This window comes from Deltaproteobacteria bacterium HGW-Deltaproteobacteria-18 (genome assembly GCA_002841885.1).
Lineage (GTDB): Bacteria > Desulfobacterota > Desulfovibrionia > Desulfovibrionales > Desulfomicrobiaceae > Desulfomicrobium.
The window spans coordinates 41319-55785 of the sequence record PHBE01000022.1; the positions used below are offsets into that span (position 1 = coordinate 41319).

At 59.9% G+C, this 14467-nt stretch carries 16 protein-coding genes; 12 read left to right on the forward strand and 4 right to left on the reverse strand.

Annotated elements, in window-relative coordinates:
* The first annotated feature begins 14 nt into the window (after positions 1 to 14).
* Together CVU60_16585 and CVU60_16590 are read left to right on the forward strand one after the other, a co-directional pair.
* Positions 15 to 425 (forward strand): nucleotidyltransferase, encoded by a 411-nt coding sequence (locus CVU60_16585; GenBank protein PKN40309.1) that lies wholly within the window; start codon positions 15 to 17, stop codon positions 423 to 425.
* Positions 426 to 439: 14 nt separating this feature from the next.
* On the forward strand, positions 440 to 742 hold the full coding sequence (locus CVU60_16590; protein PKN40328.1) for a DNA polymerase III subunit beta: 303 nt from the start codon (positions 440 to 442) through the stop codon (positions 740 to 742).
* On the opposite strand, the gene CVU60_16595 is transcribed toward CVU60_16590, so the two are convergent.
* A complete protein-coding gene (locus tag CVU60_16595) occupies positions 739 to 1608 on the reverse strand; it encodes an RNA 2',3'-cyclic phosphodiesterase (GenBank protein ID PKN40310.1) in 870 nt (289 codons plus the stop codon). The genes CVU60_16590 and CVU60_16595 overlap by 4 nt on opposite strands.
* 183 nt (positions 1609 to 1791) lie before the next feature.
* Entirely contained in the window at positions 1792 to 3267 is a 1476-nt protein-coding gene (locus tag CVU60_16600; protein ID PKN40311.1) for a leucyl aminopeptidase, read from the reverse strand.
* A gap of 131 nt (positions 3268 to 3398) precedes the next feature.
* Here CVU60_16600 and CVU60_16605 point away from each other — a divergent pair, with 131 nt between their 5' ends.
* The 9 genes from CVU60_16605 to CVU60_16645 all read left to right on the forward strand — a co-directional run bounded on the left by CVU60_16605 (position 3399) and on the right by CVU60_16645 (position 10472).
* Positions 3399 to 4919 (forward strand): DUF2867 domain-containing protein, encoded by a 1521-nt coding sequence (locus tag CVU60_16605; GenBank protein PKN40312.1) that lies wholly within the window; start codon positions 3399 to 3401, stop codon positions 4917 to 4919.
* Positions 4907 to 5395 carry a hypothetical protein gene (locus tag CVU60_16610; protein PKN40313.1) on the forward strand — a complete coding sequence of 163 codons (489 nt, stop codon included), beginning with the start codon at positions 4907 to 4909 and terminating at the stop codon, positions 5393 to 5395. The genes CVU60_16605 and CVU60_16610 overlap by 13 nt, the downstream gene beginning before the upstream one ends.
* Before the next feature lie 120 nt (positions 5396 to 5515).
* On the forward strand, positions 5516 to 6466 hold the full coding sequence (locus tag CVU60_16615; protein ID PKN40314.1) for a DUF1722 domain-containing protein: 951 nt from the start codon (positions 5516 to 5518) through the stop codon (positions 6464 to 6466).
* A 21-nt stretch (positions 6467 to 6487) separates the two neighbouring features.
* The gene (locus CVU60_16620; GenBank protein ID PKN40315.1) at positions 6488 to 7462 is read left to right on the forward strand and encodes a serine/threonine protein kinase; all 975 of its coding nucleotides are present in this window, start codon (positions 6488 to 6490) and stop codon (positions 7460 to 7462) included.
* A gap of 9 nt (positions 7463 to 7471) precedes the next feature.
* Positions 7472 to 7963, forward strand: coding sequence for a universal stress protein (locus tag CVU60_16625; protein PKN40316.1), 492 nt, complete (start codon positions 7472 to 7474; stop codon positions 7961 to 7963).
* A gap of 20 nt (positions 7964 to 7983) precedes the next feature.
* A complete protein-coding gene (locus CVU60_16630; protein ID PKN40317.1) occupies positions 7984 to 8325 on the forward strand; it encodes a hypothetical protein in 342 nt (113 codons plus the stop codon).
* Positions 8326 to 8380: 55 nt separating this feature from the next.
* Positions 8381 to 8857, forward strand: a complete 477-nt coding sequence (locus CVU60_16635) for a hypothetical protein (GenBank protein PKN40318.1) — start codon at positions 8381 to 8383, stop codon at positions 8855 to 8857.
* Between the two features lie 49 nt (positions 8858 to 8906).
* Positions 8907 to 9503: a DUF445 domain-containing protein gene (locus CVU60_16640; GenBank protein PKN40319.1), complete on the forward strand. Its 597-nt coding sequence runs from the start codon at positions 8907 to 8909 to the stop codon at positions 9501 to 9503.
* A gap of 258 nt (positions 9504 to 9761) precedes the next feature.
* Entirely contained in the window at positions 9762 to 10472 is a 711-nt protein-coding gene (locus CVU60_16645; protein PKN40320.1) for a superoxide dismutase, read from the forward strand.
* A gap of 83 nt (positions 10473 to 10555) precedes the next feature.
* Here the strand turns inward: CVU60_16645 and CVU60_16650 are convergent, their stop codons facing one another.
* On the reverse strand, positions 10556 to 10972 hold the full coding sequence (locus CVU60_16650) for a secondary thiamine-phosphate synthase enzyme (protein PKN40321.1): 417 nt from the start codon (positions 10970 to 10972) through the stop codon (positions 10556 to 10558).
* 270 nt (positions 10973 to 11242) lie between these two features.
* On the opposite strand from CVU60_16650, the gene CVU60_16655 reads away from it, so the two are divergent.
* Complete coding sequence (locus CVU60_16655; GenBank protein ID PKN40322.1) at positions 11243 to 13402, forward strand: malate synthase G; 2160 nt, start codon at positions 11243 to 11245, stop codon at positions 13400 to 13402.
* Between the two features lie 94 nt (positions 13403 to 13496).
* On the opposite strand, the gene CVU60_16660 is transcribed toward CVU60_16655, so the two are convergent.
* The gene (locus CVU60_16660) at positions 13497 to 14159 is read right to left on the reverse strand and encodes a lysine transporter LysE (GenBank protein ID PKN40323.1); all 663 of its coding nucleotides are present in this window, start codon (positions 14157 to 14159) and stop codon (positions 13497 to 13499) included.
* Between the last annotated feature and the right edge of the window lie 308 nt (positions 14160 to 14467).

Genomic DNA, 14467 nt, shown 5'->3' on the forward strand with positions numbered 1-14467 from the left:
ACGAGGGTCAGTGCATGGATACCCACGATGTACGCTGGCGGCAAAGATTCGACCAGTTCGATAAATCATTCGCATTACTTGAATCGGCAATGACTATCGAAAAAATGACCGTCATCGAACGGGCGGGACTCATCCAGTTCTTTGAAATGGCTTTCGAGCAAAGCTGGAAGCTGCTCAAGGATTACCAGGAGGCTGAAGGATTTACGATCACGAGCCCGCGCCAGGCCATCAAGCAGGGCTTTCAATCCGGCCTTGTCACCGACGGCCATGCCTGGATAAGCGCCCTGGAAGACCGCAACCTGACCACGCACACGTACAACGAGCAGACGGCCAACCTCGTAGAACAAAAAATCCGCAACGCCTACTTTCCCCTGCTCAAAGCCCTGCATGCAATTTTCCGTGACAGGATCGGACAGCAGCCGTGAACGCATATTCCGGCATTGGACTGCTGGAGGGCGACCTGGCGCTGATCGCCAAGGCTGCGGGACAAATCCCCGAAATAGACAAAGTCATTCTTTTTGGTTCAAGGGCCAAAGGAACTCACAAACACGGTTCGGATGTTGACCTGGCCATCAAGGGAAACAACCTTGCTTACGAATCCGCAATCCGGCTGGCCAGCCTTCTTAATGAAGAATCGCCCATGCCCTATTTTTTTGATGTCATTAATTACGATGCCATCACGGAAGCCCAACTGCTCGAACATATCGACCGGGTGGGAGTGGTGATCTTTAAGCGGCGCTAACTCTTGCCTGCCAGTTCCGCTTCCGCCACCCTGCGATACTCCGGCCCGGAGGATTTGAGGATGCTTTGCCAGAGCACGAAGCGATCCACCGTGAACACGGGCCAATCCCTGTCCAGGTCCGCGAGCAGGCCGGACCAGTCGTCGTTTCGGGCAGCTGCCTTGACCCGCGCCACGGTCAGGTGCGGGGAGAAGGGTTTCGATTCGGCCGGAAATCCGGCTTTATCCAGTTGCCTCTCAAGCATCTCAAAATTCGCCGCGCAGTCTTCACCCCCCTGGCGCAAGCCAATCCAGACCACGCGCGGCGCGCCTCTGGCAGGAAACAGACCGCCCGGTCCCCCCTGCGCGGCGAAACTTCCCCGAGCCGCCACCCGCATCGCCTGGGCAATGGCTTCAATCCTGTCATCTTCCACCTCTCCAAGAAACTTGAGCGTCACATGAACCAGTTCCGGACGCACCCAGGACACCTTCGAGGTCAGCCGTTTTTTCCAGTCGTCCTGAATCTTGCGAATGATTTGCGCGTACTCGCCGGGAAGGGGAATGCCTATGAAGAGACGCATGTCTTTCCACCTTGTCTGGTTGTGGTAATTTCGCCGAAAAGGCATGGATTGCCGCGTCGAAAGTCGGGCTATGCGCGAAGACTCCTCGCAATGACGGGGGCGGCAGAGCGGCGACAGGGCTTCAGGAACCCGCAAACGGAGGACATGACCACTCTCTTTCATGCTCCTTACCGCCCTGTCGCCAAGCGTGAGTGGGCCTGGCCGGAGTCGGGGCGTCGACTGTCTGACCGAGCCTGGCATCGTTTGTTTCCCCGCTGCTCTATCGTCTCCGGCGCAAGCCGAGGGGGCCTGCACGCAGCGGGGAAACATTACGAGGCCGGCGGAGGGAGTTTCGACGCTCCGACTCCGACCAGGCCCGCTCACGCGTTCACCGATCAAGCACAATCTCCCGGCCCGACCCGTTCACGCGTCCACTGTCCAAGCTCCATCTCCCGGTCAGATCCTCTCCCACGCGACTCCCGACCAAGCTCCTTCCAATCCGCCTACCTACACCTACAGCGCCATCTCCCCCTCGCGCCCATCATACGCACCAACCAGCTCCCACAACGTCCGCACGCCGAACCCGGTCCCGCCGGGCCTGAAGATGGACGCGTTCTCGTCGGTCCAGGCCGGTCCCGCAATGTCCAGATGGGCCCAGTCGACGCCTTCGGGCACGAAGTTCTTCAGGAACATGGCCGCGTAGATCGCCCCCCCTTCCCGTGTGGCGATATTCTTCAGATCCGCCACATCGCCCTTCAGAGGCTCTCCGTACTCCTTCCAAAGCGGCATGGGCCAGAATCTCTCGCCCACACGGCTGCCGCCCTCGCGAATGCGCTGGTCGAGCTCCGCGGTCGTGGCGAAGACTGCCGCAACCTTGGTGCCCAGCGCCACGAGGCAGGCTCCGGTCAAGGTCGCCAGATCGACCAGGATCTCGGGCTTGAAGCGTGCGCTGTAGGCCAGGGCATCGGCCAGGATGAGGCGGCCCTCGGCATCGGTGTTCAGGATTTCGATGGTCTTGCCGTTCATGGCCGTGACCACGTCGCCGGGCTTGGTGGCCTTGCTGCCGGGCACGTTTTCCGTGCAGGGCAAAAGCCCCACCACTCGCCGCACGCTGCCTCCCGCCTGTCCCAGGGCCCTGAACAATCCCAGAATGGCTGCGGCTCCGGCCATATCCCCTTTCATCTCATGCATCTTCGCGGACGGTTTGAGCGAGATGCCGCCGGTGTCGAAGGTCACGCCCTTGCCCACGAAGACTAGGGGGTGCGCGTCGCTGCCCGGCGCCGAATCGAGCACTATGAACCTGGCCGGAGTGTCGCTGCCGCGAAAAACCGAGGCAAAGGAGCCCATGCCCATCCCCACTATTTCCTCAGGGCCAAAAACCTGCACGCCAAACCCGAACCGGGCGCCCAGATCGCGGGCAACCCCGGCCAGATGTTCGGGCGTGGCCACGTTGGCCGGTGTATTGACCAGATCGCGGGCCAGAATCACGCCCTCCGCCACGGCCAGCGCCCGGGCCACTTTTTCCTGCATATCCGTGTCCTGACTCAAGACGGCAAGGGAAGCGGGGCAATCCTCGTCGCCGGGGTCGGACTTGAAGGCGACAAAGCGATACCCGGCCAGGCGCGTAGCCACGACGCACTCAAGGGTCAGGTCGTCGATCAGTTCCAACCGGTCCAGATGCTCGGAAGCCACGGCCAGGGAGGAAAGCTCCTGGCTGGCGGCGACGCGCACAGCCGTGCCCACTGCAGCGCGAAATCCGTCCAGATCTAGATCGCTGGCCTTGCCGAGGCCCACCAGCAGACAGGATCCGCCAGGCGTGGAGCAAAGGCGGGTCCGCCCGGCCTTGCCTGAAAAAGATATGGACGGGTCAAGGCCGAAAGGCCGTGCAAGCTCCAGGTCCGCCTCGCTCCAATCCGCTCCTTCGGATCGAAACATAAGCAGCACGGCATCTTTCAACTCGCCACCATCCAGAAATACATCTATATTCATGGTAACCTCGTCAGTGGTAAATATTCAAGGACATTCAAAAACAATAGATTGCTTGAGAACGAGAGTAAAGACGGTTGCCAGATGCCGCGCAGGAACTATCTGTAACCTCAAACATTATCAGGAGTTGAGGAATGGAAAACAACCGGACCGTCGCCGTGCTTGGCGCCACGGGCTACATCGGAGGCCGCCTGGTCGCTGCCCTGCTCGAACGAGGCTGGAAAGTGCGCGCAGTGGGGCGCAATCCGGAGAAGCTGCGATGCAGGCCCTTCGCCACCCACGAGAACGTGGAACTGGCCCAGGCCGACGCCCTGGATCAATCTGCGCTGACCGAGGCACTGCGCGGATGTCACGCGGCCTACTACCTGGTCCATTCCATGTATCCGGGAGTGAAGAATTTCGAGGACCGCGACAAGCGCGCTGCCATCATCATGCGCGACGCGGCCAAAGAGGCCGGTCTTGAAAGGATCATTTATCTGGGGGGCCTCGGCGACATGGACAAGGATTTGAGCGAGCATCTCAAATCGCGTATGGAGGTAGGTGAGATTCTGGGCAGCGGGCCGGTCCCCCTGACCTGGCTGCGGGCGGCCATGATCATTGGTTCGGGCAGCGCATCCTTCGAGATTCTGCGCTATCTGGTGGACCGCCTGCCGGTCATGATCACTCCGGCCTGGGTCAAGTCCCTGTGCCAGCCCATCGCCGTGAGCAACGTGCTCGAATATCTGGCAGGCTGTCTCGAACATCCCGAGACGGCCGGGCGCACCATGGACATCGGCGGGCCTGACATCCTGAGCTACCGCGACCTTTTCGACATTTACGCACGCGTGGCCGGGCTGCGGCCGCGCCTCATCATACCGATCCCCGTCCTGACCCCGAAACTCTCCTCCTACTGGATTCAGATGGTGACGCCGGTCCCGTCCAGCCTTTCGCGCCCCCTGGCCGAAGGACTGCGCAACAAGGTCGTGTGCCGGGAAAACAGCATCAGGGAGCTTGTTCCGGCCCGCCTGCTCACATGCGAAGAGGCCATCAGACGAGCCCTCGACCGCACGGTCCGGCACGAGGTGGAAACCTGCTGGTCCGACGCGGGCATGCAGCGCGTGCCGGAATGGATTGACTGCGGCGATGCGCCCTACGCCGGGGGGACGGTACTGGAGTCGGCGCATACCCTGACCCTGGCCGCCACCCCGTCCCAGGTCTGGAAGGCCATCGTCCGCCTCGGCGGGAACGAGGGCTGGCTGTATGGGGACTGGATGTGGAAACTCCGGGGCATCAGCGACAAACTTATCGGCGGTCCGGGCCTGCGTCGCGGACGGCGTGACCCGGATACGCTGCGCGTCGGTGACGCCCTGGACTTCTGGCGGGTGCTGGTGGTCGACGAAAATCGGCGCCTGCGCCTGCTGGCCGAAATGAAACTGCCGGGCGAAGCCCTGCTCCAGTTCGATATCGATGAAGAAGGTTCAGGCCGCACCAGAGTAACCCTGCGCGCCCGCTTCCTGCCCAGAGGCTTGATGGGCATCCTCTACTGGTACCTGCTCATGCCCGTACATGGACCGCTCTTTCGGGGCATGCTCACGGCGCTGGCCCGCAAGACCGGAGGAAAAATTCTTTTCGGCCCCATCACCCCACCCAAGGAGGGCTCGCAATGCCGACTCTGATGACACAACCGAACTTTGTGGAGACCACCATCGCCGAACCGGGGATCCGCGAAACCCTGGAGAGCATCCTTGGCCAACAACGCTCCGGAGTTCTGGCGACCTCCTTCATGGACATACCGCTGTGCAGCCAGATGGCCTTCGTGGCGGCACATGACCTGCGGACCCTGATCCTCGTCACGCCGCGGCAAACCGCAAAATACGACAACATGAGCGCAAATCCCAACGTCTCTTTCCTGATCAGCACGGCCCGCAACGATCCGTCCGATCCCGCCAGCGCCCAGGCCGTGACGGTGACGGCCTTTGCCACCGAACTCGACGGAGAACGCAGGCACAGGGCGGTGACACTCTTTTCAAAAAGGCATCCGGAACTGAGTGCCTTCGCGGCCGCGTCCGACAGCGCGGTCATGGAACTCAAGGTGGACAGCTACTCCCTGGTCAACAACTTTCAAAAGCAGACTCGCATCGGTCTTGGATGACGATTATGAAAACCACTCCGTGATCCTGGACAGCAAGGTGACAATTGGGGAATATTTCAAAAAAACAAACCGGAGCCGAGGCATGCCGATGCGGATTTGCCGGCCGGCAAGGAGAATATCATGAACCGACCCATCCGGCTGGGTGTCAGCCGATGCCTGCTCGGGGAGAAGGTCCGCTACGACGGGGGGCACAAGCTTGACCCTTTTTTGACCAAGACCCTGGGTGAATATGTGGAATACGTTCCGGTCTGCCCGGAGGTGGAATGCGGCCTGCCCATTCCGCGTGAGGCCATGCGCCTGGTGGGCGACCCGGAATCCCCGCGCCTTCTGACCCAGAAGACCCGCATCGACCACACCGGGCGCATGCAGGAATGGGCCACCGGCCGTCTGGCCGAACTGGAATCCGAAAACCTGTGCGGCTTCATCTTCAAGAGCAAATCCCCGTCCAGCGGCATGGAGCGGGTCAAGGTCTATTCGGAATCGGGCAATCTCGCCGGGCAGTCCGTAGGCATCTTCGCGCGCATGTTAATGCAGCATTTTCCGCTGCTCCCGGTCGAAGAGGAGGGACGCCTGCACGACGTGCACCTGCGCGAAAACTTCATCGACCGCATCTTCGTTCTGCGCCGCTACCGCGACATGATCAAATCCGGCCAGACCTTGAACAATCTGATCACCTTTCACACGCGACACAAGCTCCAGCTTCTGGCACACAGCCCTGAAATCTACCGGGCCATGGGCAGACTCGTGGCAGGGGGCAAATCCATGCCCAAGGAGCAACTCTTCAAGAGCTATCACGAGCACCTCATGACCGCCATGCGCATGAAGGCCACGCCGCCCAAGCACAGAAACGTGCTGCAGCACATCATGGGCTACTTCAAGAACGAGCTGCTGCCGGATGAAAAGCAGGAACTGCTCGAACTGATCAACCAGTACGCCCGCGGCTTCCTGCCTCTCATCGTGCCCGTGACCCTGCTCAATCACTATGTGCTCAAATACGAGGAGTTCTATCTTCAGGACCAGACATATCTGCGACCCCACCCCCTCGAACTCAAGTTGCGCAACCACGCCTAGAGCGAGACGCAGGAGACGCGCATGACCAATGCCTACGAGATTATCAGCCGTTTCGACCCGGAATTCCCACGCAAGCGGGCCGGGCAACTGCTCACCGACACCTCGGAATTCATGAACATCGGCTACGGTGACGTGATCGATCTTAATGGAAAATATTTTCTGGTGCTACGAGACGAAAAGGAACGCAGTTTCGGCGTGGAAGACCCCAAATACTGGGTCAAGCGTTGCCGGGAGTTATCCACGGGAGAACGAAAAATCCTGAAGCTGGTCTTTTACGAGCGCTTTCCCGTGTCCATGGGCAGCATGCAGATCGAATGCTTTCGCAGCCCCCGCAAGGAAGCGCGCATCCTCGATCTGGTCAAGGGAGACATGCGCTTCATGCAGGGCTACTCCCACGACGACACGGCCGGAAACAACGTGCGCGTCCTTGATGTGGTCAAGGGGGAGCTTCTTGCCCTGCACATCGACCGCCTGGAAGCTGATCACAAGACCTACTTCTTCGAGCTGCTGCCCGACATTCTTGCCAAGTTCGTCGAAGCCTGCCGGGCCATCGAATTCCTGCACAAGCACGGCGAGAACCATGGCGACATCCGCCGCGACCACCTGTGGCTGGAGTACGGCACGGGCAACTATGTGTGGATTGATTTCGACTACACCTACGAATTCCAGGAAAACCCCTTCGGTCTGGACATCTTCGGCCTGGGCAATCTGCTCCTGTTTCTGGTCGGCAAGAAATTCTGCACCACCTTCAACATCCCTCGCCCGGATTTTGACGGCAAGACGGACATCTCGCTCGAAGCGGCGGACTTTTCCCTGCTTTTCAAGAACCGCCTGGCCAACCTGCGCAAGGTCTATCCCTACGTGCCCCATGCCCTGAACAACGTGCTCATGCACTTTTCCTCAGCCTCCGAAGTGTTCTATTTCAACATTGGCGAAATGCTTGAAGACCTTGAGCCCTGCATCGAAGAAATCCGCCGCGGGGGAATCAACCGTTAAGGAGGGAACATGGACCCCAAGAAAATTCTCATTGCCGTAGACACTTCGGACAACGCGGCCCGCGCCGTGACCTATGTTGCCGAACTGCTCGGAGGCAGCACGGGCTTTTTGATCACGGTCCTTTATATTGAACGACCGCCCAATCGCGACCTGTATGAGGACGATGCAACCTGGGTCGAAGCCAGCCAGGCCCAGGAGCTGCGCATCCGCACATTCCTGCAACAGGCCAAGTCCAACCTGACCGGCAGGGGCATATCGCCGGACGCGGTGACCATCTCCTATGTTCCGCATTGCCAGTCACCGGTGAACCCCACCGCACAGCAGTGCAGCATTGGAACGTCCATTGCCCGCGACATCCTGCAGGTCCAGCAACAAGGTGATTTCGGCACTCTGGTCATCGGCCGCCGGGGAGTGTCCCGCGCCGAGGAATTTCTGTTCGGCAGTGTGACCACAAAAGTCACGCATCTCGCCAAGGACTGCACCGTATGGGTGGTACAATAATTTCTTAAGGAGAAGGAAACATGCCCTGCCTTGAACTCACCACAAATATCCGCGTTCAGGACAAGAGCTCGCTCATGCGCTCTCTTTCCGACTGTGTCTGCACTGGGCTCTGCAAGGCCGAAACCTACATGATGGTCATCATCAACGATGAAGTGCCCATGTTTTTCGGAGGCAACGAGGAACCCGTGGCGCATGTGTCCCTGAGCGCACTCGGGCTCAAAGACGACCTGATCCGCAAGCTGGCCGGGGAATTGACGGAGTTGATACAGACGCAGGCGGGCGTTGAAAGCCAGCGAATCTACATCGTCTTCAGAGATGCGGACCCCGGCAAATGGGCCTGGGACGGACGCACCTTCGCCTGACCCGGCATCTTGCCTGACGCCGAAGCCTCGTGTAAAGGAGCCGGGGCCGGGACGGATGAAGTCCCGGCACCATCAACACGAGGTTACCATGACAGAAAAAAACTATGCCCAGAGCATCGCAGGCGACCTGTTCCACATGATCAAATCAGCCCAGGAACAGGGCGTGGGAGTGGACGCGGGCTTTCGCAACCAGGCCATGTCCAGCCCAAGCATGAGCCTGACCTACATGTTCCTGACCAAGAACGATCTGCTCAAGGTCCCGGCCCTGCCCGCCCAGGTCAAGAAGCAGGTTCGCCGCTCCAACGCCATGGCAGTCATCGAACTGGCCAACGCCAAAGGCGTGAAACAGACTGCGGGCATCCACCTGATCTGGTCCAGCGCCAAGGCCTGCTCCGAAATCGAATCCGAGGAGCAGATGCTCGATGGCATCCAGATCCAGGGCCTTGCGGCCTTCACCGCCCAGATCAAGAGTACGCTGAGAAACGACATCCCCCGCACCATGGATCAGCAAGTCCCGCCCAGCGCCGAATAGAAACATCACCCGTCCCGCCTGGGCCTGAATTCGCGATCCGGAGATTTCCATGCTTTTGAAACTGTGCTTTTCGACCCTGATCTGCGCCTTTATCGGCTGGATCACCAACTTCATCGCCATCAAGATGCTCTTCCACCCTCGCCGTCCGGTGCAGATCGGCAGTCTGACGGTGCAGGGCATCTTCCCCAAGAGACAAAAAGCGCTGGCCATGAACCTGGCCGCCGTCATCGAAGGCGAGCTCCTCTCCCACGACGACATCCAGAACGTCATGCGCCGCCCCGAATTCGCGGCCAAGCTCAAAGACAGGATCCAGGACGGATTCGCCGAGTTTCTGTCCAAGCGTCTGGGGACACTGAATCCCATGATCGCCATGTTTCTGGACGGCCCCATGATGGAAAAGATCAAGGAACTGTTGGACAAGGAACTGGACCGCATCGTGCCGGGCCTGCTCGAGACCGCAACCAGCGAGCTGGAGACTTCCCTCGATGTCAGAAAACTCATCCAGGACAAGATCGAAAACCTCTCCATGGATCGGCTCGAAGCCCTGCTCATGTCCATCATGTCCAAGGAATTCAGGTTCATCGAAGTGGTGGGCGCAGTGCTGGGCGCCATGATCGGACTTATACAGGGTCTGATTTTCTTCTAGCCTCCGCGCCCCTGTCATCCCTCCTCAATGGCCGCCTCACGCGGCCATTGGCATTTCAAGACCCATCCCGCCGGTTTCTTGCGGACAAGAATTTCAATCACGCTTGCCTTGAGCCGACAAAACGCGATACGGACAATGACAGGTCTCCCGTAAATTCACACCCGGAAGAGACGCCGGCAGAGATGACGGCATTGCTTCCCGCGGCATCCGAGGTTCACGCAATTTGTCCGAAAACGTCACCACATCCGAGGTACAGCCATGAACAAAAACCTTCCGACACCATCGTGCGGTCTGAGCCGCCGAAAATTTCTGGCAGCCACTTCCAGCGCCGCACTCCTTTTCGCCCTTGGAGGCCTGCGCGGCCTCGCCTGGGCCGCCCCCCTCGAACTCCCGGCCCTGCCCTACGCGGACAATGCCCTGGAACCCGTCATTTCGGCCAAGACCATCGGCTTTCATTACGGCAAGCACCACCAGGGTTACTTCAACAACCTGAACAAGCTCATTGCGGGCAGCGAATTTGCCGACATGCCCCTGGAGAAAATAGTTCTCGAAACCAGCGGCAAGGCGGACAAGACCGCCATCTTCAACAATGCCGCCCAGACCTGGAACCACACCTTTTACTGGCAGAGCCTCACCCCCAAGGGCGGAGGGACCCCGCCCGCCGATCTGAAAAACAGGATCAACGATTCCTTCGGAGATCTGGACACATGCATGAAGGAACTCAGCGCTGCGGCAGTCGGACGTTTCGCCAGCGGGTGGGCCTGGCTGGTGGCAGACGGCGACACGCTCAAGGTCATGAACACCATGAACGCGGACACGCCATTGACCAGCGGTTTCAAGCCCCTCCTGACCATCGACGTCTGGGAACACGCCTATTACCTGGACTACCAGAACCGCCGTGCCGACTACGTCAAGGCTGTGCTTGAAAAACTGATCAACTGGGAGTTCGCGGCCAAAAACCTGGGTTGATTTTCCCCTTTCGCAAACGGCAAAACGCCTTCCGCATCACGACTGCAGAGGGCGTTTTTTGCTGTTCGTGCTCCATTTTAGCCTTATTCGCCGATAATCTTGACCAGCACCCGCTTTTTCCTGCGTCCATCAAACTCCCCGTAGAATATCCGCTCCCAGGTCCCGAAATCGAGCCGCCCCCCGGTCACGGCCACGACCACCTCGCGGCCCATGATCTGCCTTTTCATGTGCGCGTCGGCATTGTCCTCGCCCACGTTGTGACGGTACTGGGAAACGGGTTCGTGGGGAGCCAGCTTTTCCAGCCATTTTTCATAATCGTGATGCAGGCCGGACTCGTCATCGTTGATGAAGACCGAGGCGGTTATGTGCATGGCGTTGACAAGCACAAGCCCTTCCCTGATCCCGCTTTCAGCCAGGCATTGTTCGACATCACCCGTGATGTTGATAAAGGCCCGCCGGGTCGGCACCTGGAACCAGAGTTCCTTGCGAAAGCTTTTCATGAGTCCTCCGTTCATTTCGGTTGTGTTTGACTGTGCATGATCGACAGGTAGTCGCCATGCGCTCCCGATTCAAGGGCGGTCCATGCAAAATTCCGCACAGCGCCAGTCCGAAGCGCCCATCATTCCGCACACATCGTTTCGACCTGCCCTTTCAAAAATGAGCCTCACTTTCACGGCTTGACGACCAGCTCTCCGGCGTGTCCGACGTTGACCCAAAGCCTGTGGCCTGATATTGGTAGGACCAATTTCCATTAAACCAAGGAGCAGCCCATGACTTACATTCCTGTCGGCGGATTGAACGTCGCAAAGCCCCTTCATGACCTGATACGCAAAAAAGCCGCGCCCGGAACCGGCGTGACGGACACTGAATTCTGGGCCGCCCTGGAGAGCATCCTGCACGACCTGTCCCCTCGCAACCGCGAGCTGCTGGCCAAACGCCAGTATCTGCAGGACACCATCGACTCGTGGCACAAGCGGCACAAGGACGAAACCCACGACGCCGTCGCTTACGAGCAGCTCCTGCGCGAGATCGGCTACATAGTGCCGGAGGGTCTGCCCTTTTCCATCGGGACCTGCGGCGTCGATCCCGAAATATCCTCCATCGCCGGACCGCAGCTGGTTGTGCCGGCCACCAATGCCCGCTACGCCCTGAACGCGGCCAACGCCCGCTGGGGGAGCCTCTACGATGCCCTGTACGGCACGGACGTACTCAGCGAGGACGATGGAGCGACACGCTCCGGAGCATACAATCCCGTGCGCGGAGCCAGGGTCGTCGAATTTGCGAGCCGCTTCCTGGACAAGGCACTGCCCCTGAGCGAAGGTAGTCACGCCGATGTTCAGGAATACCGGCTCACGCAAAAAAACTCCGCCTGGGAAGTCGAGATGACGCTGCCGGATGGCAAGACATCGCTCCGGACTCCACAGGCTTTCGCCGGATTTTCACCCGGAGTCCTGCTCTTCAGTAACAACGGCCTGCACATCGAGCTGCATTTCGACCGCGATCATCCGGTGGGCAAGGCCCATCCCGCGGGCCTCAAGGATGTGGTTCTGGAAGCGGCCATGACCACCATCGTCGATTTCGAGGACTCCATCGCCGCCGTCGACGGGGAGGACAAAGCCCAGACATACGCCAACTGGCTGGGCCTGCTGCGCGGCGACCTGCAAGCCTCCTTTCCCAAGGGCGGCAAAACCGTAAGCCGCAACCTGAACCCTGATCGCACGTACACCGCGCCCGACGGCAAGCCCCTGACCCTGCCCGGACGCAGCCTTCTGCTGGTGCGCAACGTGGGGCACCTCATGACTACGGACGCGGTCCTGCTCGGTTCCGACGAAGTCCAGGAAGGCATCCTCGACGCCATGGTCACCGGCCTTGTCGCGCTGCACGACCTCAAGGGACTCGGCTCCCTGCGCAACAGCCGCGCGGACAGCGTCTACATCGTCAAGCCCAAGATGCATGGCCCCGAAGAAGTCGCCTTCGCCTGCGACCTGTTCGACCGTGTGGAGGACGCGCTGCACATGCCCCGCCACACCATGAAGATCGGAATAATGGACGAGGAACGCAGGACGTCGGTCAATCTGGCCGAATGCATCCGCGCGGCCAAGGACCGGGTCATCTTCATCAACACCGGTTTCCTCGATCGCACGGGCGATGAAATTCACACTAGCATGGAAGCCGGGCCCATGGTCCCCAAGGCGGCCATGAAGAACTCCAGCTGGATTCTGTCCTATGAAGACTGGAACGTGGACACGGGCCTGGCCTGCGGATTCTCCGGCAAGGCCCAGATCGGCAAGGGCATGTGGGCCATGCCGGACCGCATGAAGCAGATGGTCGAGACCAAGCAGGGGCACCCCCTGGCCGGGGCTAACTGCGCCTGGGTGCCATCCCCCACTGCCGCGACCCTGCACGCCATGCATTACCATGAAGTGGATGTCTTTGCCCGCCAGGCCGAACTACAGGGAAAGAAGAGGGCCAGCCTGCACGAACTTTTGACCCTGCCCCTGCTGGACCACACGCTCTCCGGGGATGAGATCCAGCGCGAACTGGACAACAACTGCCAGGGCATCCTGGGCTACGTGGTGCGCTGGGTCGACCAGGGCATCGGCTGCTCCAAGGTGCCTGACATAACCGACGTGGGCCTGATGGAAGACCGCGCCACCCTGCGCATCTCGAGCCAGTACATCGCCAACTGGCTGCATCACGGGCTGTGCAGCCTGGAACAGGTCCGAACCACCCTGGAGCGCATGGCTGCGGTGGTGGATCGCCAGAACGAAGGCGATCCCCTCTATCGGCCCATGGCTCCGAATTTCGATGCGAGCGTGGCCTTTCAGGCCGCCTGCGACCTGATCTTCAAGGGCCGCGAGCAGCCAAACGGCTATACGGAACCGATCCTGCACGCCAGGAGGAGGCAGCTCAAGAAACAAAGAGGATGACACCGGCATCCCGAGCACAAGGCAATGCAAATGGGCCCGCCAGGATATCAGCATCCTGGCGGGCCCATTTTTTTCCCTTTGAACAATCGTGTCGTTACAACACCCGTCTCGCCTCCTGCACCAGAATCGAACACCCGACTGCGCCGAAAATCACGCCCACGCCGCCATCGATCCAGCGTGCAAGGCCCGCGTACATGCCGCGCATGCGGCCCGTGGACAAAAAGAGCGCAAGGAGCACGAACCAGGCCGTGACAATGACGATGACCTCGGCTCCGTAGACCCAGCGCAAAATGCTGGGCGTGGCGGGGGTCATGAACTGGGAGAAGATGCTCAGAAAAAAGAGGGCGGCCTTGGGATTCAGGAGATTGCACCAGAATCCCTCGCGCCAGCCGCGCAGAGGCGAGTCCTTGCCGTCCGTCACTCCCGCCTGAGCGCAGGCGTCAGGCATGTCCACCTTTTTGCCGAACAGGCAGCGCACGGCGATATAGATCAGGTACAGCGCGCCGCAGATGCGGATCAGCCCGAAAACGGCCGGACTGGAAGCGATGACCAGCGCCAGGCCGAGCACGGAATAGACCACATGCACGACCAGGGCGGAACCGATGCCCAGGGCCGTCATGACCCCGGCCAGACGGCCACGGGAAAGGCTGTTGCGCAAAACCATGAAAAAATCCGGCCCCGGCGCCACAGCCACGGCCACCCCCACCGCAAAAACCTGCCAAAAAACACTGTCCACGCCTATCCTCCGTAGCGGTATTGGGGCGAAAAATTTTTCGCCCCTACATCCATCCTGGAATTAAATCATCACATGAACAACACAATACGTAGGGGCGGCCCTGCGTGGCCGCCCTTCTTCCCTGCGGCCTGCGTGATTGTCTCGCCTTACACCGAGATTGGGCAGACACGTAGGTCTGCCCCTACGTTGGTACGGTGTCGGTGTGGGCGGACGGTATTGGGGCCGTGTAGGGGCGAAAAATTTTTCGCCCCTACATTCATCCTGGAATCAAATCATCACATGAACGACACAATACGTAGGGGCGGCCCTGCGTGGCCGCCCTTCTTCCC

Coding starts and splice junctions, on each gene's coding strand:
- CVU60_16585 (PKN40309.1), top strand. CDS start 15: ATGGATACCCACGATGTACGCTGGCGGCAAAGATTCGACCAGTTCGAT.
- CVU60_16595 (PKN40310.1), bottom strand. CDS start 1,608: ATGTTTCCCCGCTGCGTGCAGGCCCCCTCGGCTTGCGCCGGAGACGAT.
- CVU60_16600 (PKN40311.1), bottom strand. CDS start 3,267: ATGAATATAGATGTATTTCTGGATGGTGGCGAGTTGAAAGATGCCGTG.
- CVU60_16605 (PKN40312.1), top strand. CDS start 3,399: ATGGAAAACAACCGGACCGTCGCCGTGCTTGGCGCCACGGGCTACATC.
- CVU60_16610 (PKN40313.1), top strand. CDS start 4,907: ATGCCGACTCTGATGACACAACCGAACTTTGTGGAGACCACCATCGCC.
- CVU60_16615 (PKN40314.1), top strand. CDS start 5,516: ATGAACCGACCCATCCGGCTGGGTGTCAGCCGATGCCTGCTCGGGGAG.
- CVU60_16620 (PKN40315.1), top strand. CDS start 6,488: ATGACCAATGCCTACGAGATTATCAGCCGTTTCGACCCGGAATTCCCA.
- CVU60_16625 (PKN40316.1), top strand. CDS start 7,472: ATGGACCCCAAGAAAATTCTCATTGCCGTAGACACTTCGGACAACGCG.
- CVU60_16630 (PKN40317.1), top strand. CDS start 7,984: ATGCCCTGCCTTGAACTCACCACAAATATCCGCGTTCAGGACAAGAGC.
- CVU60_16635 (PKN40318.1), top strand. CDS start 8,381: ATGAAGTCCCGGCACCATCAACACGAGGTTACCATGACAGAAAAAAAC.
- CVU60_16640 (PKN40319.1), top strand. CDS start 8,907: ATGCTTTTGAAACTGTGCTTTTCGACCCTGATCTGCGCCTTTATCGGC.
- CVU60_16645 (PKN40320.1), top strand. CDS start 9,762: ATGAACAAAAACCTTCCGACACCATCGTGCGGTCTGAGCCGCCGAAAA.
- CVU60_16650 (PKN40321.1), bottom strand. CDS start 10,972: ATGAAAAGCTTTCGCAAGGAACTCTGGTTCCAGGTGCCGACCCGGCGG.
- CVU60_16655 (PKN40322.1), top strand. CDS start 11,243: ATGACTTACATTCCTGTCGGCGGATTGAACGTCGCAAAGCCCCTTCAT.